At 55.7% G+C, this 22,968-nt stretch carries 20 protein-coding genes and 2 pseudogenes; 15 read left to right on the forward strand and 7 right to left on the reverse strand.

Annotated elements, in window-relative coordinates:
- Positions 1-158: 158 nt before the first annotated feature.
- Positions 159-689 (forward strand): annotated as a pseudogene (locus CUJ84_RS26240) (ATPase, T2SS/T4P/T4SS family); the annotation flags it as partial.
- 141 nt (positions 690-830) lie between these two features.
- On the opposite strand, the gene CUJ84_RS26245 reads toward CUJ84_RS26240, so the two are convergent.
- Positions 831-1,757, reverse strand: a complete 927-nt coding sequence (locus CUJ84_RS26245; protein ID WP_105008618.1) for a nucleotidyltransferase and HEPN domain-containing protein — start codon at positions 1,755-1,757, stop codon at positions 831-833.
- Between the two features lie 365 nt (positions 1,758-2,122).
- On the opposite strand from CUJ84_RS26245, the gene CUJ84_RS26250 reads away from it, so the two are divergent.
- The 3 genes from CUJ84_RS26250 to CUJ84_RS26260 all read left to right on the forward strand — a co-directional run bounded on the left by CUJ84_RS26250 (position 2,123) and on the right by CUJ84_RS26260 (position 7,934).
- Complete coding sequence (locus CUJ84_RS26250) at positions 2,123-3,262, forward strand: RHE_PE00001 family protein (protein ID WP_105008619.1); 1,140 nt, start codon at positions 2,123-2,125, stop codon at positions 3,260-3,262.
- A gap of 655 nt (positions 3,263-3,917) precedes the next feature.
- Complete coding sequence (locus CUJ84_RS38845) at positions 3,918-4,313, forward strand: hypothetical protein (protein WP_245457587.1); 396 nt, start codon at positions 3,918-3,920, stop codon at positions 4,311-4,313.
- Between the two features lie 243 nt (positions 4,314-4,556).
- Positions 4,557-7,934: a DEAD/DEAH box helicase gene (locus CUJ84_RS26260; RefSeq protein ID WP_105009174.1), complete on the forward strand. Its 3,378-nt coding sequence runs from the start codon at positions 4,557-4,559 to the stop codon at positions 7,932-7,934.
- Between the two features lie 211 nt (positions 7,935-8,145).
- Here CUJ84_RS26260 and CUJ84_RS26265 read toward each other — a convergent pair whose 3' ends face one another.
- The 6 genes from CUJ84_RS26265 to CUJ84_RS26290 all read right to left on the reverse strand — a co-directional run bounded on the left by CUJ84_RS26265 (position 8,146) and on the right by CUJ84_RS26290 (position 13,160).
- Positions 8,146-9,138: a hypothetical protein gene (locus CUJ84_RS26265; protein WP_158686961.1), complete on the reverse strand. Its 993-nt coding sequence runs from the start codon at positions 9,136-9,138 to the stop codon at positions 8,146-8,148.
- A 118-nt stretch (positions 9,139-9,256) separates the two neighbouring features.
- Entirely contained in the window at positions 9,257-9,982 is a 726-nt protein-coding gene (locus tag CUJ84_RS26270) for a WbqC family protein (RefSeq protein ID WP_105008621.1), read from the reverse strand.
- 20 nt (positions 9,983-10,002) lie between these two features.
- Positions 10,003-10,662: a class I SAM-dependent methyltransferase gene (locus CUJ84_RS26275; protein WP_158686963.1), complete on the reverse strand. Its 660-nt coding sequence runs from the start codon at positions 10,660-10,662 to the stop codon at positions 10,003-10,005.
- Positions 10,659-11,411, reverse strand: coding sequence for an alpha/beta hydrolase (locus tag CUJ84_RS38035; protein WP_130773849.1), 753 nt, complete (start codon positions 11,409-11,411; stop codon positions 10,659-10,661). Before CUJ84_RS38035 ends, CUJ84_RS26275 begins: the two co-directional genes overlap by 4 nt.
- Positions 11,412-11,438: 27 nt before the next feature.
- Positions 11,439-12,263, reverse strand: coding sequence for a hypothetical protein (locus CUJ84_RS26285; protein WP_105008624.1), 825 nt, complete (start codon positions 12,261-12,263; stop codon positions 11,439-11,441).
- Positions 12,264-12,404: 141 nt separating this feature from the next.
- Entirely contained in the window at positions 12,405-13,160 is a 756-nt protein-coding gene (locus CUJ84_RS26290) for a sugar phosphate nucleotidyltransferase (protein WP_158686964.1), read from the reverse strand.
- 181 nt (positions 13,161-13,341) lie between these two features.
- On the opposite strand from CUJ84_RS26290, the gene CUJ84_RS26295 reads away from it, so the two are divergent.
- The 11 genes and pseudogenes from CUJ84_RS26295 (at position 13,342) to CUJ84_RS26340 (ending at position 22,833) form a co-directional block, all read left to right on the forward strand.
- A complete protein-coding gene (locus CUJ84_RS26295; RefSeq protein ID WP_105008626.1) occupies positions 13,342-13,809 on the forward strand; it encodes an NUDIX hydrolase in 468 nt (155 codons plus the stop codon).
- Between the two features lie 237 nt (positions 13,810-14,046).
- Positions 14,047-15,111, forward strand: a complete 1,065-nt coding sequence (locus CUJ84_RS26300) for a DEAD/DEAH box helicase (RefSeq protein WP_158686965.1) — start codon at positions 14,047-14,049, stop codon at positions 15,109-15,111.
- 43 nt (positions 15,112-15,154) lie between these two features.
- Positions 15,155-16,233: pseudogene (locus tag CUJ84_RS26305) on the forward strand (IS3-like element ISRle4 family transposase); the annotation flags it as partial.
- A 7-nt stretch (positions 16,234-16,240) separates the two neighbouring features.
- Positions 16,241-16,681, forward strand: a complete 441-nt coding sequence (locus CUJ84_RS38850; protein ID WP_105008628.1) for an RHS repeat-associated core domain-containing protein — start codon at positions 16,241-16,243, stop codon at positions 16,679-16,681.
- Positions 16,678-17,622, forward strand: coding sequence for a transglutaminase family protein (locus tag CUJ84_RS26315; RefSeq protein WP_105008629.1), 945 nt, complete (start codon positions 16,678-16,680; stop codon positions 17,620-17,622). The genes CUJ84_RS38850 and CUJ84_RS26315 overlap by 4 nt, the downstream gene beginning before the upstream one ends.
- 27 nt (positions 17,623-17,649) lie before the next feature.
- The gene (locus CUJ84_RS26320) at positions 17,650-18,432 is read left to right on the forward strand and encodes a hypothetical protein (RefSeq protein ID WP_105008630.1); all 783 of its coding nucleotides are present in this window, start codon (positions 17,650-17,652) and stop codon (positions 18,430-18,432) included.
- Positions 18,433-18,452: 20 nt separating this feature from the next.
- Complete coding sequence (locus CUJ84_RS26325; RefSeq protein ID WP_105008631.1) at positions 18,453-18,992, forward strand: hypothetical protein; 540 nt, start codon at positions 18,453-18,455, stop codon at positions 18,990-18,992.
- A 154-nt stretch (positions 18,993-19,146) separates the two neighbouring features.
- The gene (locus tag CUJ84_RS38415) at positions 19,147-19,683 is read left to right on the forward strand and encodes a hypothetical protein (protein ID WP_199788854.1); all 537 of its coding nucleotides are present in this window, start codon (positions 19,147-19,149) and stop codon (positions 19,681-19,683) included.
- Positions 19,680-19,829 (forward strand): hypothetical protein, encoded by a 150-nt coding sequence (locus CUJ84_RS38045; protein WP_158686966.1) that lies wholly within the window; start codon positions 19,680-19,682, stop codon positions 19,827-19,829. The genes CUJ84_RS38415 and CUJ84_RS38045 overlap by 4 nt, the downstream gene beginning before the upstream one ends.
- Before the next feature lie 90 nt (positions 19,830-19,919).
- On the forward strand, positions 19,920-22,370 hold the full coding sequence (locus CUJ84_RS26335) for an RHS repeat-associated core domain-containing protein (RefSeq protein ID WP_105008633.1): 2,451 nt from the start codon (positions 19,920-19,922) through the stop codon (positions 22,368-22,370).
- A 1-nt stretch (position 22,371) separates the two neighbouring features.
- Positions 22,372-22,833 carry a hypothetical protein gene (locus CUJ84_RS26340; protein WP_105008634.1) on the forward strand — a complete coding sequence of 154 codons (462 nt, stop codon included), beginning with the start codon at positions 22,372-22,374 and terminating at the stop codon, positions 22,831-22,833.
- The last annotated feature ends 135 nt before the right edge of the window (positions 22,834-22,968 follow it).

Below are 22,968 nucleotides of genomic sequence, written 5' to 3' on the forward strand. Positions count from 1 at the left end.
CCATTGCGTAGCATGGTCTACTTTCATCCAGAACTTTAGCCTTTGGGTCGGTGATCCTATTGCATTGAGATCAGGCGCTTTGCTTTGCGGGTCGATGGTTCGGATCCTTTCAAGGCGACCAAAATTCTGTCGGCGTTGTCACATATGGCGCGACCCTGGCGACAGGATCCGGCAAGATGACGCGCTCGAAGGCCTTGATCCGCCATATCCCTTCGAGCGAACGCATCATCTCCATCGAAGACACGCCCGAGCTCGTCATCCCGCAGCCGAACCACGTCCGTCTCTTCTATTCCAAGGGCGGCCAAGGGCTGGCGAAGGTCGGGGCGAAGGATCTGCTCGAATCCTGCCTGCGCATGCGACCGGATCGCATTCTTCTGCAGGAGCTGCGCGACGGCACCGCCTTCTACTACATTCGCAATGTGAACTCAGGTCATCCGGGTTCGATCACCACCGTCCATGCCGGCTCGGCCAGGCTTGCATTCGAACAGCTGATACTGCTGGTGAGGGAATCCGACGGCGGGTGGGACCTGGAGCGAAACGACATACGCGAAATGCTGAAGATCGCGATCGACGTCATCATCCAGTGCAAACGCATCGATAGTCGGTTTCGGGTGACTGAAATCTACTATCGCGCCGCTGCGGGAACCAAGGTGGATGGCCTTGCTCGGGGCGATCGTCACGCTGGTTAACGGTATACGTCCGTTGCACGCAAAAACTCACGCCGAGGGTCTGATGACAGCCCATGAGTCTGGATCAGATTGCTGCCCAACAAGACGTTTTCGAAGGTGAGCCAAGCAGGTTGGAAGCAGCACGATCCCCCCTTCTGGTTCCTAGTCGCTGTTGCGTTTCAGCTTTTCCAGATGCTCGGAGCAAACTGTCTCGACCAGATCGAGCAGCACTGTCGTTCGCTCACCAAGCCAGCCGAGTGCCTCCTCGCTGATCTCATAATGTTTCGAATAGCGCGCCTTCACATAGGCCTCGTTCAATGTGTTGAACCAGGCGCGTTCCTTGTGCTGATCACGCGGAAAGGCTTCGGCCAGGCGACGGTCCTGCTCCTCGGCGAGGGAGCGCAGAAATTTGATATTGTGCGACGGAGGGCCGTAGTTGGTGAGGCTCAATAGGACGCAAGAATACGCTTGTTCGAGTGACTGATGCAGGCTGAATGCGGACAGGTTTGACCAGGCATCGCCGATCCTCTCCGACTTGTTGAGCTGGAATTCAGCTGTTCCAAGAAAAGCGCTGGCTTCAGTAAACCTTTGCTCAAAATGCTCCTTCGCGACGCGGAGCCGATCATCCATCGAAAGTGGTTCGGGCTCAGCCAGCGGCTCATCGTCCAGCTCATAGAGAACAATGCCATCCTTGCGGATGTCGGAGAAGAAATACTGCCCCTCCTTGAGGTAGGTGTTCACCTCGCGCCTGGAATGGACGATGAAACTCACCGGCGTTTCGATCAAGGCGTCGTGGATCAGCCGGTCGGCGGCCTTGTACCAGTATTCGGCAAACTCGCAGAGCTTGCGGTTGTTGACGATGATCAGCAGATCGAAATCGGAACGGTACCCCTTCATGGTGAAAGGTTCATCGACCCATCCGCCCTTTGCGTAGGAACCGAACAGGATGATCTTCAGGATCCTGCCGCGCTTCTTGAAATCAGCGGTGCCTTCTTTCAGCGCATCCTCGAATTCCTCGTGGAGGATCTCGAGAACGCGGCCGAGTTCTCGCTGCTTGCGAAGCGGCATATGTTCAAGCGACGATTTCATAAGAAATCGATAGGCGAAAGATCTCGTACCGTCTACTCGCAGTTTTGAGAGGGAATCTGTAGGACTTAATCACATCTGAGATCACGTTTTTTCGAGGAGCGCGTTAATCGAAGACGACCGTGAACGCTGGTTCCAGGCAGGTCTTCGCATTCAGTAGGAACGGGAAGGAATGAACCGGCACCCGACGCGTTGGATTAGGTAATGCTGGAAAGTGAGATGGCCTCGCGTCTCCAAACGCGATTTGGCCAAAAGTGATCGTCTACCATCGATAAGCGATAGTTATCGATGGTTAGATCCTCGACCGGTAATGATACCACGTGAGGAATAGTAACTTTATATAGAGTTCGTTTAGTAAATCATTTACCATGATTTCAATGGCTTATGATCTCGCGAAAATCAGCATGACAGCCCTGATACGGCCCGCTTTCGACGCCGGTCTCGCGCTGACGCGTCTGGACGAGCGGATTGCGCGTTCGCCGGTCGGCACGGGTTGGATCGAACGGTCCCATTTCACCGACGCCTGCGCCTCGCTGTGGATCGACGGCGAACTCGTCCACCTGGAAGACCTCGTCCTCCATGACGCCACCCGCGATACTCGCACACCCACCCATGAGCTGACAATCGCCCACGACGTGTTGCGCACCCGCAGACGCGTCGCGGCCCAGTCACCGGACTGGGCGCTGTCCGCCGACGGTTTGCGGACGCTGCGCAAGACGGCGGAGATCGCGGCGGTTGGCACTGACCAGGTGGAGGCGGCGGGTGCCACTCGGCGCGCGATTGCGGACGATATGGAAGGGGAGGGGGGAAATGTCGACGACATCGAAAATCTTCCCGGATTGGACTATGCCGCCATCGACGCAGTGCTGGCCCGCTCCGAAGCTGCGATCGAGAACGCGACCCGGCCCGGCCGTGGCGGCGCGGCGGAAAAAGATCCGCTCGTCTATGATCTCGACTGGGACGAAGATTCCAGGCTTGAAGAATGGCGGGGCGTGCTGCGGGAGGCTGAAAACTTGCCGGTAATGCTGCAGGTCATCGTCGCTCTTGATGCCTGGAACGAATTGTCTGTCCTTCAGCATGCTCCCTGGCTCGGCCGGCTGCTTTGCGCATCAATCCTATGCCGGGGCGGTATCACTACCGGCGCTCATCTGGCCGCCTTCAATCTCGGCCTGAAAACCATTCCCGTTGACCGGCGCCGTCATCGCGATCGCGAAACCCGGCTGCTCGCCATCGCCCACGGGCTTTTGGCGGCCGCAGAGATCGGGCTGAAAGAACATGACCGGCTGACGTTGGCGAAAACAATGTTCGAGCGAAAACTGGAGGGGCGCCGGACGTCGTCTAAACTGCCGGAGCTAGTCGAGCTCGTCATGGCGAAGCCATTGGTGTCGGCCGGGATGGTGGCGAAGGCGCTGGATGTGACGCCGCAGGCTGCGCGGCGGATTGTTTTGGAGCTTGGCCTGCGCGAGATGACGGGGAGGGGGAGGTTTCGGGCGTGGGGGGTGATGTAATTACCATGTCCAGTGCACGCTCCGGCGTCTTTCATGCCGGCTTGGTTGTGGAGTTTGTGGCGGTTCTCGTGTAACTCCACAGTGCAACCTCCTGCCGAGACATCATGCACAAGCAAGCGCCGCCAAACGCCACAGTGAACAAATGGCTCATCAGCTATCCCGCGTTGATGAAGGGCTACGGTCACATTCTGCTGGAACAGATTGCTCCCGGCGATGCAACAATAAGAGAGGGCCTGCGTCCTTATTTCGAGTCTGCACATTCTGATGCACGCGATTACTTTCACGCCTACGCGGGAATGAGCCTCCATCCAGATGCTGGTGCCCCGGGGTTCAACGCGAAATATCCGAACTGCCTTCCTTCTAAGGCGAGACGGGGCGTGTTCGGCGAGGTGATGTCGGGGCTTATGACTGAGGCGCTGGACTTCGTCGGCCATCACCAATGGGTCGTCCCGGTCTTTCTCTTTCGCAACCAGGAAGACGCAAGGCAATATATCTATGTTCTCTCGCGTGACCCTCTCGCACGAGAGAGATCCTTGGCCGCAAGGGCGACGATTTTATCGGCATCGTCGTCAACGACGATGGCTCGGTCAGTCGTTTCATTGCCGGAGAAGCCAAATGGCGCAAGCAATGGATACCATCCATTCTCGACGAGGTCATGCTTGGCAAGAAGGTCGAGATACCGAAAAACTCGGGCAACCTTGTCCATGACGGCAAGGGCGTCTGGTTCGAGATCAACCGCGCCCTCGATGTGCCGATTGGCGTCAAACAGCTGCAGGACATCCTCCAGGAATTGGCGCCCGATGAATACGCCGACGTTATCCTCTCCCTGGACAGGATCCAGCAGCTGGAAAATCCGGGGCCGTCCCAGCGCACCGATCTCATTCTCCTGGTCGGGGGCAGCGCGGCTGGGCGCAGCCCGGGACAACCGCTGCTGGAGCGCGCACACAAACCCGCCCAGCACGAGAAGAACAGAGACCTTCAGGTCGTCGAAATCATCCTGTCCGACGGCGATGCCCTGATCGACGCGCTTTATGATAGCCTGTGGCCTTGAGGGACATTCATGCCCGTAACAGATCCAGAACGCATAGCCATCGCCACACGGACACGAAACGCGATTGGCCAGGATCAACTCCTTACACCGAGGCAGGCGAGGGCATTCGTCAGGGCGATACAGACCACATGGGAGGTTGAGACCATCCAGTGGTCGCAAAACGATTCCCAGGAAACCCTTGGGGAGGCATACAGGCTCGTCCATGCCGGCGGGGTGCTGCAGTCGGTCGCGGGCGGAAACCAGGTGGACGCGAGCCTTGCCTTCCGCCGGGCCGGCGAGCTGTTCGAATGGCTGGCCCGTTCGAACGACAGCCTGGCTGAAGTCGTGCCGCTGGCTCTTTTTGCGGCGGGATCCTATCAACTGGGCGGGCTGCCTGCGATGGCGGCGGGGCTTCTACGGCAGGTAAAGTCGAAGGACGATGGCATTCTCCTCTTCGCCGACTTCCTTAGTGGAGATTTCGATCGCGTGCTGGAAAGGGTTGCAGGCTTCTGGCACGCCAATCCTCAAGCGACCGTGCCGGATGCCTCGAACGCGTTTTTCAAAGAGGACGTCGACTCCGATCTCGCATGGTTGACGACGCTCGAACTCATCCGCTCGGTCGGGCTCGCCGCGGACAGTCTGCGGCGGGGTCAGGCCGACAGGCTGGAAGCTGCCATGACCCACCTACGTCAGGTAGAGCGATTTCTGATGCGTCTTGCCCCTGAAGATGTTGCGACCTTGGCCTTCTTTATCCGCTCCGCCTGCGAGCGCTATGCCAAGGCGACGATCTATCAACCTCTTCGGCGACTAGCCGCAGCCCGTCCGGGGCACCTGGCCTACCTGGACGGTTTTGCCAGGCGACAGTATGCCCGAGGGCGCGGCGTTCTCTGGCAGTCACAGCATCAGGGGATCGAGCGTCTGCTTCAGAACTCCTCTTTCGCGCTTTGCACACCGACCGGATCGGGAAAGACGCTCGTCGCAAACCTCGCGATCGTAAAAGAGCTTCTGCTGATAGGTGACGGCCTTCTGGCGCCACTTGCGCTCTACATCGTTCCCTCCCGCGCGCTTGCCGGCGAGGTAGAAGCTAAACTTGCCGTCGAACTCGGTCGGGAATTCATTGTTACCGGCTTGTACGGGGGCGCCGACTGGGGCATCACGGATGCGTGGTTAACTGCCGATATGCCGACCGTGCTCATAGCCACTGTCGAAAAGGCCGACGCCCTTATGCGCTATCTCGGTCCGATGCTGCTTGCGCGGTTGAAGCTCCTCGTGGTGGATGAGGCCCATCAGGTCGTCGTTGACGATACGGTTTATTCCCAGGAATCACTGGCGGGACATACGAGCCGAGCGGCGCGGCTCGAGGCCTTCATTTCAAGGCTCCTCGCCCGCAAGCCGGAGGTCGTCAGGATTGCCCTGACAGCCGTCGCGGGCGGGGCAGCCGATCCGGTTGCCCGATGGATCGAGGGAGATCACGCCGCAGAGGCAGTCGGTTCGTATTACCGCAGCACAAGACAGGCGATCGGCACATTCGAAGTTCGCCCGGGCGCTGCCCCGGAAATCCTCTTCGACATGCTCAACGACCGTGCCCTCGCGGTGAGAGGCCGGGCTGCGAATGTGTATATGCGACTTCGAATTGCGCCAATGCCTCAGGCACCGCCAACTGTCAGAGGTAGCCTCAACCGCAATACCCAACTGGCAGTCTTATGGACGGCACTTCACCTGACTGACGGCGACCGGCGTATTCTTGTCTCCGTTTCGCAAAGCCCGGAAGATACGATCAAATGGTACGCAGAAGCTTTTGCACTGAAGGGGTGGGACACAGTGCCCGCATTCGTGCCACCAGCCGAGGGCCGGGAAGCTGAGCTGTTTCAGTCTGCTAGAATGGTCTGCGCCGACTATTGCGGCCTGGATTCCCATGAGTTGAAATTGCTCGAGAGAGGGATAGCGACCAATCACGGTCAGATGCCGCAGCGCCTGAGGCGAATGATGGTGGCCCTGATCGAATCCTCGATCTGCCGGATCACCGTGGCAACGGCCACCTTGACCGAAGGCGTCAACCTTCCCTTCGATCTTATCTTCCTGCCGTCGGTGATGAGGAGTTCCTTCGACCCCGCCACGCGAACGCGGGCCGAACATCCGATGTCGACGGGGGAGTTTCGCAATCTCGCTGGCCGCGCCGGCCGCCCTGGCGCCGCCAAGGGAATGGAAGGCATGATTCTTGTTGCGCTTCCAGTGACGGAATCGACCACGGCACCCGGTCAGCGCCAGACGCAGCGTGATCAGATCAATGCGCGTCGGGCCGAATACGACCATCTCCTCGGCAGGTTGATTGCGGACGCTGCGGGCGGCGGCGAGCATCATAGTCCGCTCGCCGTGCTGATGCGTTCGATATGGCAGCGAGCGTTGCAGCTCGGCCTTGCGACGCCTGCCGACTTTATGAACTGGCTGGAAGCCACCCTGCCGCAGGAACTGTCCGGCGAGGCCGGGACCGCCTCGCCATCGCCGACTGCTCGACTGGCAGATAGCATTGACGAGCTGGATGGCATCATTCTGTCCGCGATCGAAGAGCTGCAGGCGATCGACCCGACCCGGCTGACACAAGCACAGATCGAAGCGGCTTTGGCCAAGGTGTGGCAGAACACATTTGCGCGGGTCGCTTCTGCGTACGAAGATTGGATGGAAGTGGCCTTCATCCAAAGGGGCAGAGGTCTTGTCGCGACGGTCTATCCAGACGCTGCGGAGCGAAAGGTTCTCTACAGCTTCGGCTATACGCCCTGCATTGGCCGGCGCTTTCGTCCCGCGGCTGAAAGGCTGCTGGACATACTGCACTATGCCGACAGCTACGGTAGCATGCAGGACGACGATCGCCTGGCCTTGTTCCGGCAGATGGGAGACGTCATTGCCGCTGACAGAGGTTTTGGCTTTGCCGTGCGCGACACAGTGATCGGCCGCGCGCTCTACGCCCGATGGTATGAGGTTCTTGCATGGTGGATGTCGGCTACCGGTGCTTCGCAGCCGCCGGTCGATGATCTCCGTGCGTGGCAGACATTTGTCGCCGACAATCTCGAATTCCGGCTGGGCGTTGCAATTGGGGCGGTCGTTGCACAGCGTTGGACCGAGGAAAACCGCGATCCCTTCGCGACCCCGGCCCTCGATACCTGGAAAGAGACGGCCGATCTCCCGTGGTTTGCATTCTGGGCGAAGGAATTGCTGCGCTGGGGGACGCTCGACCCGTTTGTGGCGTTTACCTTGTCGCAGGGAATTGCCCGCTCCCGCGATGACGCCACCCCGCTGAAACAGAACTTTCTGGATTGGATGGACGATCGCGAAGAGCCTGTAGGAGGCGACGAGGATCTGATCGATCCGCGGAATTTCCTCAAATGGTCGCGGGGCAGGCGAACAAGCCCGACGGAACGGGTAGTGGCCCGATCGTTACGGGCGTCCCTTTCCGGTACCGCTGGCGCCAGGGGAAAATATTCAGTCATCCCGATCCGGGATACCGGCGGCCTGCGCTGGATCGATCCGGCCGGCTTCGAACTGGCGGTATCAGCAGACAACCCGACCATGCTTGGCTCAACCATGTATGGCCAGGATTTCGATCTGCTGACCAGCGGAGGGCCGGAGATCGTCAGAGCCCTTTAGATCATTTTACAAAGATCGCCGGTGTGCCGGCACGCAGGTTCGCCAGGCGCCGATTATCACCAGCACGTTGTGCGGATGTATGGACGGGGCGGTTCACTTGCAGTTCGGTGATTGCGTGACCGGATCAGCACTGATGCAATCTGCGAGCGATGTATGCCGAATGTACTTATCGAGATCCCCATATTCCATAGGTGGTTAGGCGCGTAACTCGTCAACTTGGGAATTGTCCGGCTCTCCCTGGCACTCCCGACAGTACGATTTGCATGAAGTGATTCATTAGCCCGGCTATGCCCGCGCCGACGAAGTGCACTTTACCGTTGACATGATCAGCGACCATCGCCTTCAGAGCGGTAGGTACTTCATTTCCCAAGCCGTCAGCAATTCGCACGACCGTTTGCCTCAACCATAAAACAGGACGCACCGTGCGGCCAGCGAAAATGAGCTCCCAGTCACTTACGTCCCGATCCTTCGCTGCGGCATTAATAAGCCCTTGAATCTCGTTCGGCAGCGCGGTTTGTGCGGCTTGCAAGTCAGGCATCAATGTGCCGTATAGCTTCGCGTGGTCGAGTGCATCTCGTGTGTTTATCACGACCATGCCAACGTTCGCTTTGCATTGAGGCGAATCTATCTGTCGGCTGCCCTCGGCGATCCGTTCAAAAATCGTCTGTCCTTGTTTTGAGCGAATGGTCTTAATGGCAAGAGCCCACCGTAGCGGCGGATGGTTTTCGATCCCAGGCTCGTATGTGAACATAACGTCCGGATTGTCACCTTTGGAATTTGTTGGATGATCGAGTGAGATCTCACTCGCGAAGTGCGATACCAACGCAGCAATGTAAAGCTCGACCATCTTTCGGCCGGTATCATCATTGTATTGGCCTGGTGCCAGTTGACCTAGTGAGGCGACATCGAGCTTCTTCCCCGCAATCAAACCTAGGTGCGCGACGAACTGGTCGAACTCATCGATACCTTCAACAGCCAGGATCTTGGCCGCCATGTCGTGGACACCGGCCGCCGCTGCTAGGAGCGCTGCCTTGCGAGCGCCCGTTGCAAGGCTTGGGGTTTTTGTTACGTCGAGAAGTTCGACAAGCGAGAGGAGTTCTCCCTCCAGCATTGATCCGTTAGCCGGGTTAATCGAATGGCGCCGCAGCAAATCTAGAAAACGATCTGCAACTTTCTCCGCATGTGCGAATGGTACGATTGGCATTCTGGTTCTCGCTTCCCGACTCGGATAACTGCACTTGGTCATCGTCAGATGCACGGCTTAGCGTTTGCAATCGAATGTAACGGCAACATTTGCGGTTACTCCTGCCGGGCTTGCACCCTCAATTTCGCAGACAATGCACTGCCTGTCGCACTAGGTCTCGGGTACTTTCAACCCCGCTGGTCAGAATCGAATGCACGCAGGACGTTTTAACGAAAAGTTCGTCGACGATGCCGATTTCGGCAAGGTTCTTGGAAATGGAAATTTCAATCCCGGCAGAGCGGAATTCGGACACGTAAGGATCTTCGGAAAGTATCTGCGCTTCGACGATTCCGGCGCGATAGACCTTTGCGCCAAGAAGTAGCGCAAGCTCGGTTCTATGCGAATTCGTATGGGCGATGCCAAATTCGCTCTGAAACCTCGGAAGCGGTACATCCGGAGCCAAGAGTTGCAGTAGGTGACACAGGATATTGTAGTTCAGGCTAATCAAAGATCCGGTGCAGGAGCGCAGTATCTCGTCCAGACTAGCGATAAAGCCAGGCGCTATATCGTTATGGTTCGGATAAAAATGGCTGAGCATTTGGATATGCTTCCTTCTCCATAGCCGCTCCCCTTCGGAAATAAGGATACCACAGACGACCTGACCGCGTTCCCTGTTTATTGGGACAGTTATCCAGTGTCTGTTTAATGTTCGCTGATCGACGATTGTATTTCTGTTTATGAACGAGTTTCTATTGCGGTCGGGGGTCGGCGTAAGGTCAAGTATTATGCATTGATCAACCTCGGCGATTCTAGAAATATGGCTTAGATTTGGAAGATATCTCGTCGTCACGCATGAAATTATCATAAAATCCGCCACGCTTGATCTTAAGATCGGGGTGTACCGACGATATACATCCAGTCTGCTTGGCTTCCCCGCTTGTCCTTCATGAGAAAAACCACGTTGAAGCCAGCTTTTTCCACTTCAGCGCAAAACTCACTCGCAGTGGATCGGTAGTTGCTCACCTCGACCCCGTGATAATCTTCCACAATGTATCCGCTGCTCATGCCCGAATGCAGAAGATGGGACGAGCAAACCAAAATACCGCGCGGCGAAAGGGAAGCGCGTGCCATCTCCAAGACAATTCCACGTCTGGCAAATGGGCACAGGCTATCGATGACGTTGTGCATGAGGAGGACGGCGTCAACACTCGCCGGTGCAATCGTTAGGCCTGCGATATCGGCGACCTCGAATTCGCAGGCGGGATGCTTCGATCTCGCGGCCGCGATCATTTCGGGAGAGCCGTCAACTCCAGAATATGATCCAAACCGGTCACCAAACACATCAACCATCCGCCCTGCTCCACAGCCAAGGTCTAAGACCCTGGCATCGTCAGGCAGGTAGCGGTCGATCGCAAAATCTTCAGCTTCCGAAGTTGTTCCCCATTGCGCGTAGGCAGATACAATTTTAGCACGCGACATCGCTGCAATATAGGCGGTCTCGCGCGCGTCGGGGACGCCTTCCAGACTACGTGTTCCAACCGTCACAATTTTTCCTTCATGAAGTCGGCCAAATTGTCCGCCATTTGCTCCCATTCGTCACCCTCAGCGTACCAATGATCGGCGCCGTCGATTTCATGAATCGTTGCGTTCGGCATCAGTTTAACCAGATCTCTTGCATGTCTTATCGGTACGGCGGAATCTGCGGTTCCATGAACGAACCTGACCGGCGCTTGAATTTTGCTGGCGCGCTCGAAAGTGTTGTGCATCAGGGAATCCAAGACCGCCGAATAGTTCAGGCCAATCTCTTCCGAGAAGCCTTCTCTAGCCCACTTGTCCACCTCTGCGGCCCCATATTGGGCTACGTATCCCTCCGGCAAAAAAGCGCTAGCGGACTTTAAACCGATAGCTTTCACTGCTGGATAGTCCGCTCCCTCAAGTAGGATTACGTTACCACCGTAGCTGCTTCCAATCGCCCCTACGCGATTATGGTCATGGTCGCCGGCCTTCAGGAACTCCATTACGCCCCTGAAATTCAGGCAACCTGTTGAAAGGGTCAACTCCCTGTAGACACCTGGAGAGTTTCCCAAGCCGGAAAAATCGAAAAGGAACGTGGCAAGCCCTCGGTCGTTTAATTTCTTTGTTAAATTCGGCCACGTGCTGCTTTTGCTCCCATTTGGTCCATCACCAGTAAGAAGCACTACGAGAGGGCAATCTCTGACGGAATTCGGATAATGGTACCTGCCATAGAGCTTGTTAGTTCCGTCTGAGAATTCCAAAAGATTATCGTCAGCCAAGTCTTATATCTCCCATGAGTTTCGGTTTTATGGAGAAAGAAGTTTGATTTTGGACTCTGTTCGTTTTGCCTTTTCGGCCAGGGCCGACTCAACCACTCTCTTTAGAGTCTCCATTGAAGGAGCGAGAAGCTTTCCGTCCGCGATATGATGCGCGAGAAAACTGTGCGCTCGCCGAAAATAATATAGGCCGTAGTCACCGAGCAGAATCGCGAGAAGGGAGGAGACCCCCCCCATAGATACAATCGCCCAATTTCCTAAATTCATGGCATAAGCACTGGCGCATGCAGCGAGAGGGAGCATGAGTGCGGTACCCAATCTAATCTCTCCTTCCGAGCGGAACTGATCGTAGGGCGCCTGCAGCGGTGTGCCAGCTAATTTGCCGTCGAGCCACAGCACTTCGCGCAGAACCTGATCAACGAAAGCGTCTTTTGGTGGGAGTTGATAAGCCGAGTTAGCACCGATATCGGGTGAAAACTCCAGGTAGAAACGCTCGGCTTCTATCCGGATACGCTTCCGTGCGGATTCGCTAAACGGAGTAAACGAAAATACAATTCTTCGTACAACAGGAGATTTTATGTCTTCAAGTTTTACCGCTACATAATTTCTATGTAGCGTATCGACGACACCCTCAAGTCCCGTCATGAATAGAGAGCCAATAAGTACACAAGAAAGCGCCACCAGCAGAATTGGCATATATTGTGTCAGATGTACTATCTCTAGGGCAGAATCTTTAAGTTTTACATCATAAAATGATCCGTGGCCGAAAATGATATACAGGGAACCGAGTAGCAAACTTCCGATTAGGAGTGCGACGCGGAGATTTCGTAGGCCAGGAAGAAGAGCAGATGACATTCATTTCTCGACAATCTACACGTCAGCGTACTGTTGATATTTAATTGCAGGCGGTACTTACCCTTGTCAAGAGACGTTCGATGCTCGGGATGCGTGCCGTTCACGTTTGATTCTGCTGGATTGTGGCGATTGTGAAGAACGCTATTTGTTGGTCGAGACGGGCACCGATCCTTGGATCTGAATATACGATTCGGGCATTCCCAAGTCCTCGCATTCGTAAGCTTTATTGATGACGAAGGCTGCAACTTTCCTGCGTTTATAAAGCCATTCCGGAAACCTGCCTGGGGAGTCCGGGTTACCGCCTTCGGAGAGGTAATCGTAGACAAGTTTGAGAGTGGCGGCCTCGTATATATAAAAAGGCAATGCTCCCAGATCTGAGCTAGGTTTTGCGGGTTTTTCTTCCATATAGGTGATCCGCTCGTCCGTATCGATTTCAATCACGGCTGCATCAACGAGAACTGACGGGTCGCTCTCCCTTGCTGCGGCGATCCAGTTCCCACCTTTTTTCAAAAACCGTTCATACATATCTTTTAGAGGGAAGGTAAAATAGCAATCACTTGCAGCGACAAATATTGCGCTTGAGATCCCGCACTCGCGAACGGCGAACGCGAGATCTCCGATTGCCCCTAACCGCTTTTCAACGGATCGCGTCCCATTATTGATGATTTCTATTTTTCTTCCGTTGGTGTTTCTTTGCTCGGCCCACAGCGCGAATTTCGAAAAGAAAAGGTCGTTCGACACAATTTTTATTTCGCGGACTGAGGGCAATGTTTCAAGTTCGTCGCATAGTCGATCAAGAAGAGTTTCTCCTCGAACTTCTATCAGCGCTTTCGGAAACGTGCCAATCAGGGGGAGTATTCTCGTGCCGTAGCCTGCGGCTAATATTATCGCAATCATGTAGGCCATTCTCCAAAAAAAGCGATTTCCTTATCGTGATCAGTTTCGGGTCCACAACTACCCGTGATCACATAACAAATAATACCGAGCCCGATGTTGCGGGTCCAGTATTGGACCAGCTACAATCCCTCCGATTCCGCAACATCAAGCACTAGAACACAGTTTTCCAAGGAGTGTCATTGTGATCGATCAATCAGCCATCGCAGAAATCGGCGACGATACTGCTCCTGCCGATGAGCGGCTTTGGGTGAGTGTCGGTGCAGCCGTATACGACCAGATGGCTGATGCTTTCTTGCTGATCCAGAGAGAGGATAATGGCCGTTGGGAGCTTCCGGGTGGCTTGGTGGAAGCCGGTGAGCGGCTAACCGATGCTGTCATACGTGAGACGAAGGAAGAGACTGGAGCCGATGTTATTGTTGTTCGGCCAAGTGGACTCTACGAAAGCCCCTCACACCGGGTTATTTCAGTAGTGTTCGCATGCACATACATTGGCGGCGCTCTACAAACTTCCAGCGAGACGAGGGCGGTAAAATGGGTTCCGTCAGGAGAAATAGAGTCCCTGGTTAACGGGGCGTACAGTTGCAGGCTGCTCGATTTTTTCGCTAAGGAATTCGAGCTGAGAACAACTGATGAAGTGCGGCTCCTATGATGAGGCAGTCCAAAAAGACTGCGCTCTAAAAAATCACCATGGTGCGTTAGGATTGTCAACATGAGCATTGGCGGGCTGTACAATATGTTGGCAAATTGGTTGTTGCCCCGTCGCACGGTGGTTTCGGGCAATTAGATGCCTGAGCGGCGTCGGTCAGTCTCCTTCATCGTCTTGTCAAGAAGAAACGTGACGGCGTGAAGTTCGTCATGCTAAATGTACAACTCTATGGGGCAGGACTTGAACGATTCGACGGAGGTTAGCGACGATTGGCTTGGCCAGTCGCGCGATGTCTGTCGCGCGCGGATGTTGCGTTCGCACGGGGCTGATCGGATGGCCTTGCTGCGCAGCTACATCCGGCTGAATGATGGTCGAATTAGCCTTGGGGACGTAGGTTTAGACCTCTCTAGCGAGGAACTCGCGACGGCAAGCCGTTTCGGGATCCAGGTTGCCAATGGAACGGCCAGGCTTACCGTTGAAGAGTGGAAGGACAGTTGCGGGAACTTCCGACCGCTCATTGACCTAGACTCGCACCTGCGCCGCAACGACGAGAGCTGTCCTGCAGACGCCGTTCTTCTACGACACACAACCCATTCGGGGTATCGTTCAAGCACTCAGAAATCCGCTGTACGGGCAATGCTTACCATGCCAGACGCAAGCAGTCTGATGGTCTGCATGCCAACCGGCGCTGGAAAAAGCCTCCTTTTCCAATTGGCCGCTCTCGTGGAGCGGGCAGCAGATCCAGGTGCCTGCGTTCTCGTTATCACCCCGACCATTTCGCTCGCCCTTGATCACCAGCGCACCTTGCACGGGATTCCGGGGCTGGAAAATGCTCGCGCACTTGTCGGCGTATCAACCGCGGCCGAGAGAAACGCTCGCCTTGAGACGTTGAACGCTCTCCGTCGAGGCGAAGTCCCCGTCCTCTTCCTGTCGCCAGAACTCGCGCTCGGTGACGCTCGCGCTGATCTTCTTGATGCCGCTGCCTCAGGCGATGAAAAATTGTCGCGGCTTGCAGGCCGGATCACGTCCGTCTTTATTGACGAAGCTCATATCGTCGAGAGTTGGGGCCGAACGTTCCGGCCGGACTTTCAGCGACTTCCGTCTCTTTTTTCTGATCTCAGGCGCAGGCAACCGAAACTGAAGACCGTTCTGCTTTCGGCAACGCTTCCGCCGACCGCTCGAAAGGTCCTCCATCAGGCTTATGCGAGCGCCGGCGAGTGGCTGGAGATCGACGCGCGTGTGCCGCGCCGTGAGTTCGACATCGCGATCAAGTCTTTTCCCAATGACCTTGCCCCGTTGAAATAATCCATTTTGAAGTAAGCTCTGGCCCATTTGAGAGGACCAGAGGATGAAGCGCAATCGTTTCACAGACGAACAGATCATCGGCATATTGAAGGAGCACGAGGCAGGCACGCCGGTCTCGGAGCTTTGCCGCAAGCATGGCGTCAGCGATGCCAGCATCTATAAATGGAAGGCCAAGTTCGGCGGCATGGAGGTGTCCGAGGCCAAGCGGCTGAAGACGCTTGAGGACGAGAACACGAAGCTGAAGCGGCTTCTGGCGGATGCGATGCTCGACAATGCTGCCTTGAAAGACCTTCTGGGAAAGAAGTGGTGACGCCCGCGGCCAAGCGGAAAGCTGTCGCGCATCTGATGAGCCATCATGAGATGAGCGAACGGCGGGCGTGTAAAGCCATTGGTTTTTGCCGAATGACGGTCCGTTACGAGACCAGGCGCGACGATGATCATGAGCTTCGCGAGCGAATGAAGGCGTTGGCGCATGAACGTCGCCGCTTCGGATATCGACGCATTCATGTGCTGCTCCGGCGGGAGGGTCACCTCGTGAACCACAAGAGGCTCTTCCGGCTCTATCGGGAGGAGAAACTGACGGTGCGCAAGCGCGGCGGTCGCAAGCGAGCGATAGGCACGCGAGCGCCGATGCTGGTGCCGATGGTGGCCAATGATCGTTGGTCGCTAGACTTCGTGTCGGATCAGTTCACCGATGGGCGCAGGTTGCGGATTCTGACCGTCGTCGATGATTGCACGAGGGAGTGCCTGGCGCTCGTCTCCGATACATCGCTTTCCGGTCTTCGCGTCGCACGGGAGCTTGACCGGATTATCGAGGAGCGCGGCAAGCCGAGGATGATCGTCAGCGACAACGGCAGCGAGTTCACCAGCAACGCGATCCTGCAATGGGCGGACCGGACCAAAGTTGACTGGCATTACATTGCGCCTGGCAAGCCTATCCAGAACGCTTTTATCGAAAGCTTCAACGGGCGGCTGCGAGACGAGTTCTTGAATGAAACTCTGTTCTCGTCGCTTGCTCACGCCCGGTCCGCGCTTTCAAACTGGCGTAGCGATTACAACGATCAACGCCCGCATTCAGGCCTTGGCTGGCTGACACCGGCCGAATTCGCTCACCCAGAACGGCGCCACGGTGACCTTCGCCTATGGACCGGACGGATCACGGGTGAAGAAGAGCTGGGCCTTCGGTACGACGCTTTATCCCGACGCAAATGTCGAGATCGACCGAACGACGCCTGGCACGGACATCTACACCATGTATCCGCATCCCGACGTCAAGATCGTCATGACCAACGGCAGTGGGACGTCGGCAAACTTCTTCCTGCACCGCGACCATCTGGCCTCGGTGCGCCAGGTGACGAACGAAGGCGGCTATCGTGTCGAGCAGACCGGCTACGCCGCCTATGGCGAAGCCACCAACACCACGATGCAGGCCAAGAAGGGCTATATCGGCGAACGCTTCGATCCCGAAACCGGGCTGATGTATCTCAATGCCAGGTACTACGACCCGGCCTTCGGGCGATTTCTCCCCAGGGATGATCAAGGTCCTGCAACTGCGTCGGACTCGCGATGAAACAGCTTCGCTTTGCCATCATCGCCGTCGCAGTGCTCGGCCTGTTTGGAGCGGCGGCAGAGGCAGTCGCTGCTGACCTGCCTGCCGCTACCATCGAGGCATTATTTGCGCCTGGGCGCGATCTCGCGGATGTTAAACTCACCGTTGACCATCTGGTCGATGCCTCGGTGAATATCGAGACAGGTATTGCGATTATCGATCGAATGGCCGGGGAAGTAAGATCCATGCTGCCCGAAAACGCCGGTGGGGCGGAAGCGCTCGCGGCTCTGCGCCGCTACCTCTACAAACCCGGAGACTGGAACGGGGGCTTGGCGTTCAGCTATGATCAGGCTGATCCGCTCGGCACAAACCCCGTGAATCGCAAGCTGTCGCGCTATCTCGAAACGCGGCGCGGCAACTGCATCACCATGCCGATGCTGATGTTGTTCGTTGGAAAGCGCCTCGGCCTGAACATGACGCTGGCGCAAGCGCCTTTGCATCTGTTCATCAAGTATACCGATGACGACGGCAAGATCTGGAGCCTCGAAGCGACGAGCGGTGGCGGCTTTACGCGCGATGTCTGGTATCGCCAGAAATTGCCGATGTCTGACGAGGCTGTGTCGAACGGTGTCTATCTCAGGCCTCTGTCGCATGACGAGGCGGTAGCGGTCATCGGTTCGACTTTGGTTGAGCATGCGCTGGAAACGGGCAACTACGAAAACGCGATTGCGATCTCCAATGTGCTTCTCAAGCATTATCCGAACTTCGCATATCTGCTTGCCAAGACAGGCAGTGCCTATGGCGGGCTGCTGCACCGCGATCTGGCAGGCAAGTACACACACATGGAAGATATCCCGGTCGAGCTCAAGGCCAAGGCCGACGAATGGTACCGGCTGAACGGTGAGATCTTCGCCAGGGCCGAGGCACTCGGCTGGCGGCCAGACGATGGCCAGATTCAATAACGAATAGATTTAAGCGGGGGCTTATTCATGAGATTTTTTTCCAATGGGTTTCTGACCCGGGCTCTCAGTCTGATGCTCGTTTGCAGCATGCTGTCGGTATCGTTCGGATCGGGGGCGAATGCACGGTTTATTTCACCGGACGACTGGAATCCTACCAAAAAGGGCGTTGGTACCAATCGTTATGCCTATGCCGAGAACGATCCAATTAACAAAAGTGACGCTAATGGCCATGTAGCCATTGTTGATGACGCAATAGGGGTCGGGCTCGCGACGCTGGCGGTAGCAGCACTTTCCTATACCTATGCTGATGCCGCGGACGACGGCAAGTTGAATGGTTCGGTTGGCGATGGTCTCGGGGTCGCAATTACCGACAGCTTTAGTGGGTTAAGCGATCGCTTATTCGGCATTGCAAAGGTGGAGGCGGAAGACTCGGGCAGCAAAACGAAATCACCGCCTAATCCCAATGGAGCGAAGGGTAGGGAGGATCACCAACAAAAAGTCAAGGAGCTAGCGGAGCAAGCCCAGGAAGAAGCGTTACCGGGGCAAACCGTCGTTGTTGAGGGAAAAATCAGTGCTGATGGATCAAATCGCCGTCCTGATGTTCAAATTCAAGACGAAACTGGTGCAACCATTTCCGTGAAAGAAGCCGAGAGAAACCCCAATGGAAAAAGGAACAGAAATCGCGAAGCGGAGTATGATCGCCTTGGCATCAAAAATGAGACTTTTGGTGTGGGAAAAGGCGAGGGCAAAGGAAAAAGTGACAACAACGGTCGCGATTACGAAACGCAGCAAAAAAATCCGCGTCACTAACTAATTAACTGGATACCTGAATGGCTGAGACACAGTTGGTTGTTACAGAAGAACGCTTAAACGAACTCATGGCTTTGATTTTTGCTCGATGCCAGGTTGCTGTAGACGGTGAGAGCAAAGTTATTCCGAACTTTGATGAAATACGGCATAGCGTCATGAATCGTATGGTACAGTTATTCGTTAAAAATTCCGTATTTTCTAAAGACGATTTTACGTTTCGGGTCACTTCCAATAATGCTGCGAATCCAGGAGGCTATTTTGTAGATCAGTTTGCAGGTGGCGGTCACATCAAGATTCTGACGCTTCCACTTTTCCTTGAAGAGAGGATTATATTTAGACTGGCGATTGCTTACCAAAGCTTTTATATTGATAGAAATGGGAAACATGTCGAACCTTCGAGGGAACTCAAAGAGTTCTACAATTTTCTAGTCAGTTTGTCAGGAAAAATGACCAAGAGAACGAAGATATTCGAAAATAGGTTTATGAAAGTACAGGTTGTCTTGTTGAATGACGAGCGTAAATTGGTTGAAGCTGTAAAATGTTCATTCAAGAGACCCTAGCCGTTCTTTGGCTAATCGTGAGCTGCAGGGATCTCTATTTTAATTATAAATTTCGACTAAAAATTGTGGAAATTGCAAACATTTGGGAAGAGCGGGATGCACTCTGACAATCAGTAACGTATTATTTGCGTACAAGAAATGCGCGAGTCTTTCCATGAAATCTGTGGTGCCTGTTTGTCTGCTCGGCTTGCTGTTGCTTGCCGCCTGTAGCTCTACGGATTCTGTTGAGGATGTCCTCGCAGTAAAACTGAATGAGTTGGATTCCACCGGCAAACCTCTTCCGGTGTCTCGTTATTCCTCACGAGTGATCGGCGGATCGCCTTCCGACCAGAGCTTCAACGGCGCCATCCATCAAGGCAGTGGGACTTTCGTATCCTATGGTGGTCCGCCGGTCTCGGTCGGGCAGCTTGCCAAAGGCGGAGACGGTTACAGTCTCAATCTCGTTGGAGCATCGGTTGCCGCCGCGGCCAAAAGCGTGTTGGGAGACACGCTTGGTCTGAACTACGTTGTGGATCCACGCGTTTCGGGAGCGGTGACGCTGCAGACGACAAACCCCGTTTCGCGGGAGGCCTTGCTGGATATCTTCGAGGCGGCGCTGTCGGTCAATGGCGCCGTGGTCGTCAAGCGGAACGACAGCTATCAGATCGTTCCGTCACCTATGACGCCTACTGCCGGCCCTATGGCTATGTGAATGCCGGATCAGGCAATTACGTCAACACCCGCTACGAGAACGAGGGCAGCCCGACGACGCAGGCAGTGGTGACCTATTCGCCGAGGACCAACGCAACGGGAGACGTCTTCAGCCGCACTTATTATGACGGGCTCGGCCGACCCTAGGAGGTGGAGACGCCCGGCGCTTCTGCCACCGGCCCGGTTCGCATCACCGACACGGTGTATGACGCACGCGGAAACGTGCAGAAGACGTCATTGGTACGGTTCAAAGGCGAGACGGAGCAATGGACGGTCAACAGCTATGATTGGCTGGATCGAGTGGTGAAGTCGGTCAATCCCGACAACAGTCAAAAACTCTACCAATACGCGGCGCAGTCTGCTCTCGTCGCCGACGTCACCAGGCTGCCGGTTTCCCTGGCGGTGATGACCGACGAGGAAAACCATCCGCATCGCAGCTATGCCGACGCGGACGGCAATGTCATTGCGCTGCAGTCGCAGCTCGGCGCAAATTGGGTCACGGAAAACCGCAGCTATGACGTGCTTGGCCGTCTGCTGGGAGTGCGTGATCCCAAAGGCGCGCAATGGACCTACACCTACGATCTGCTCGGCAATCGTCTGACGGCAAGCGATCCGGATCTCGGCAACTGGTCCTATGCCTATGACGATGCCAACCGGCTGATCAGTCAGACGGATGCCCGCGGTGCCGTGACGACGATGGCCTATGACCAGATGGGACGTCTGATCCGCAAGGAGGTGACGGAACCGGGTGCGACGGCGGCAACGCTCATTGCCCAGAACAGCTATGACGAGCCCGCCGCCACCGGCTCATCGCACAATGCCGGCATGCTGACCAAGGCCGAGAATGGCAATGCGACGGTGACCTTCACCCGCTTTTATAACGGCGCCGGCGACAAGGTCACCACCCGCACGGTCATCGACGGCCTGGCGAGTTCGACCGCCGTCGAGCATGGGCCGACCGGCAAGACCACGGCGATGAGCTATATGCCGACCACCCTCGTCGTCGGCAAGAGGACCTTGCCCTGGCTTTATAACGACGCCGATCTGCTTTCCAGGATCCCCGGACTGATCGACTCGACCAGCTACGAGGTCGACGGCCAGACGAAGACAATCACCTACATCAACGGCGTGACGACCACCTTCACCTATTCGCCTGCCAGGCGCTGGCTGGACCGGGTGACGACGGCGAAGGGGACGACGGTGCTGATGGACAATCAGTACACTCGCGACCTGCTCGGCCGGATCAAGACGATCACCGGTCTGACAGCCAACGACAACTGGACCTACGGCTATGACGATCTCTCTCGTCTGACCGGCGCCGACAATGCCGGCGACAACACGCTCGACGAAACCTACAGCTACGACACCAATCACAATCTTCTCTCGCGCACCCGGATCGGCGCCTATGTCTATCCGACGGCTCCGACGGCGGTGCGTCCACATGCGGCAACGCAGATCGGCGCCAAGACCATCGACTATGACGCCAACGGCAACATGGTCTCGGACGGCACCCGCACGCTAAGCTGGGATGCGTCCAACCGGCTGTCGACGGTCACCCAGAACGGCGCCACGGTGACCTTCGCCTATGGACCGGACGGATCACGGGTGAAGAAGAGCTGGGCCTTCGGTACGACGCTTTATCCCGACGCAAATGTCGAGATCGACCGGACGACGCCTGGCACGGACATCTACACCATGTATCCGCATCCCGACGTCAAGATCGTCATGACCAACGGCAGCGGAACGTCGGCGAACTTCTTCCTGCATCGCGACCATCTGGCCTCGGTGCGTCAGGTGACGAACCAAAGCGGATATCGGGTCGAGCAGACCGGCTATGCCGCCTATGGCGAAGCCACCAACACCACCTTCCAGACCAAGAAGAGCTATATCGGCGAGCGTTTCGATGCCGAAACCGGGCTGATGTATCTCAATGCGAGATACTATGATCCGGCATTCGGGCGCTTCATCTCGCCGGACGATTGGGACCCGACCAAGGAGGGCGTCGGCACAAACCGGTACAGCTACTCCCAAAACGATCCGGTGAATAAGTCCGATCCAAACGGGCACGCATCGAACGGCTGGGGTCAACTCAGCGGAAATGGCTTCTTTAGCGATTTCATCGGCAGCCTTTATGGTCAAAATCCGCACAGTCGGCAAAGTGATCAAGTGCTGGCTGGCCGGGCCGGGAAAGACGTGAATGCAGCAACGATGAGAGTCGGGAAGGCAGTTGCAGACGAAACAGGTTTACCAGATATCTATGATGGAATACGCCAAAGGGATCCATGGCGGGTAGGTGTCGGTGTTCTCACAGCTGCTTCACTTGTTGGCGGACCAGAAGGTAAGGTCGCTGGAAAGGTGGTGCTCGAGGCCGGTGAGAATCTTGTTTATCGCGCGGTGGATGCCGCTGGAGTGATGAGGTATGTCGGCATCACGAACAATTTTGAACGACGCGCCGCCGAGCACTTGAGTTCAAAAGGCATTGCTATTGATGCGATCCCGGGATTAAGTAATCTGTCTCGCGCAGATGCAAAGGCGGTCGAGCAAGTTCTCATTGAGAAGTTCGGCTTGTTCAAGGATGGCGGAATGATAAATAAAATCAATAGCATCGCTAAATCGAATCCCGCATATTCCGGAGCACTGGATCGCGGGGGTGAGCTATTGAAACAGGTTGGTTATCCAGGGTACTGAAATGGCGAAGCTGAAGATAGGGGATGTTATAGAGATCAAAACCGTGAAAGGACTGGCCTACGCGCACTACGCGCATAAACATAAGCAATATGGAGCGTTGCTGCGCGTATTTGGAAGGCTCTTTCGTTCTCGGCCTGATAGCTTCACCGATCTAGTAAGCCAGCAACCGGCATTTATGTGTTTCTTTCCGTTAAACGCAGCGGTTGATCAGTCTATTGTGACAATTGTTGACAATGTCGCGCTGTCATCTGATGCCAAGGAATTCCCCACGTTCCGAACCGGTATTGTGGACCCCGCTACGCGAAAGGTGGGTGCATGGTGGCTTTGGGATGGTGAGAAGGAATGGCGAATAGGGCAGCTACCTGCCGAACTGCGTCACCTTCCCATTCGTGGTGTGTGGAACGATACGTTATTGATCGAGCGAATTGAATCTGGGTGGACTCCTGAAATAGACCCGACGTAGCGTGATGATGGGTGGATAAATTTAGGCAAGACCCTCGCGCCCAAGCCGCTAAAATCGCTGGTCTTTCTTGGGCACTTTCATGACCTGAATTGCGACCCAGTTCCATAAATCAACGTTACGCCGCGAAACTCGACT

Origin of the sequence: Rhizobium leguminosarum (assembly GCF_002953715.1) — a bacterium.
Lineage (GTDB): Bacteria > Pseudomonadota > Alphaproteobacteria > Rhizobiales > Rhizobiaceae > Rhizobium > Rhizobium leguminosarum_V.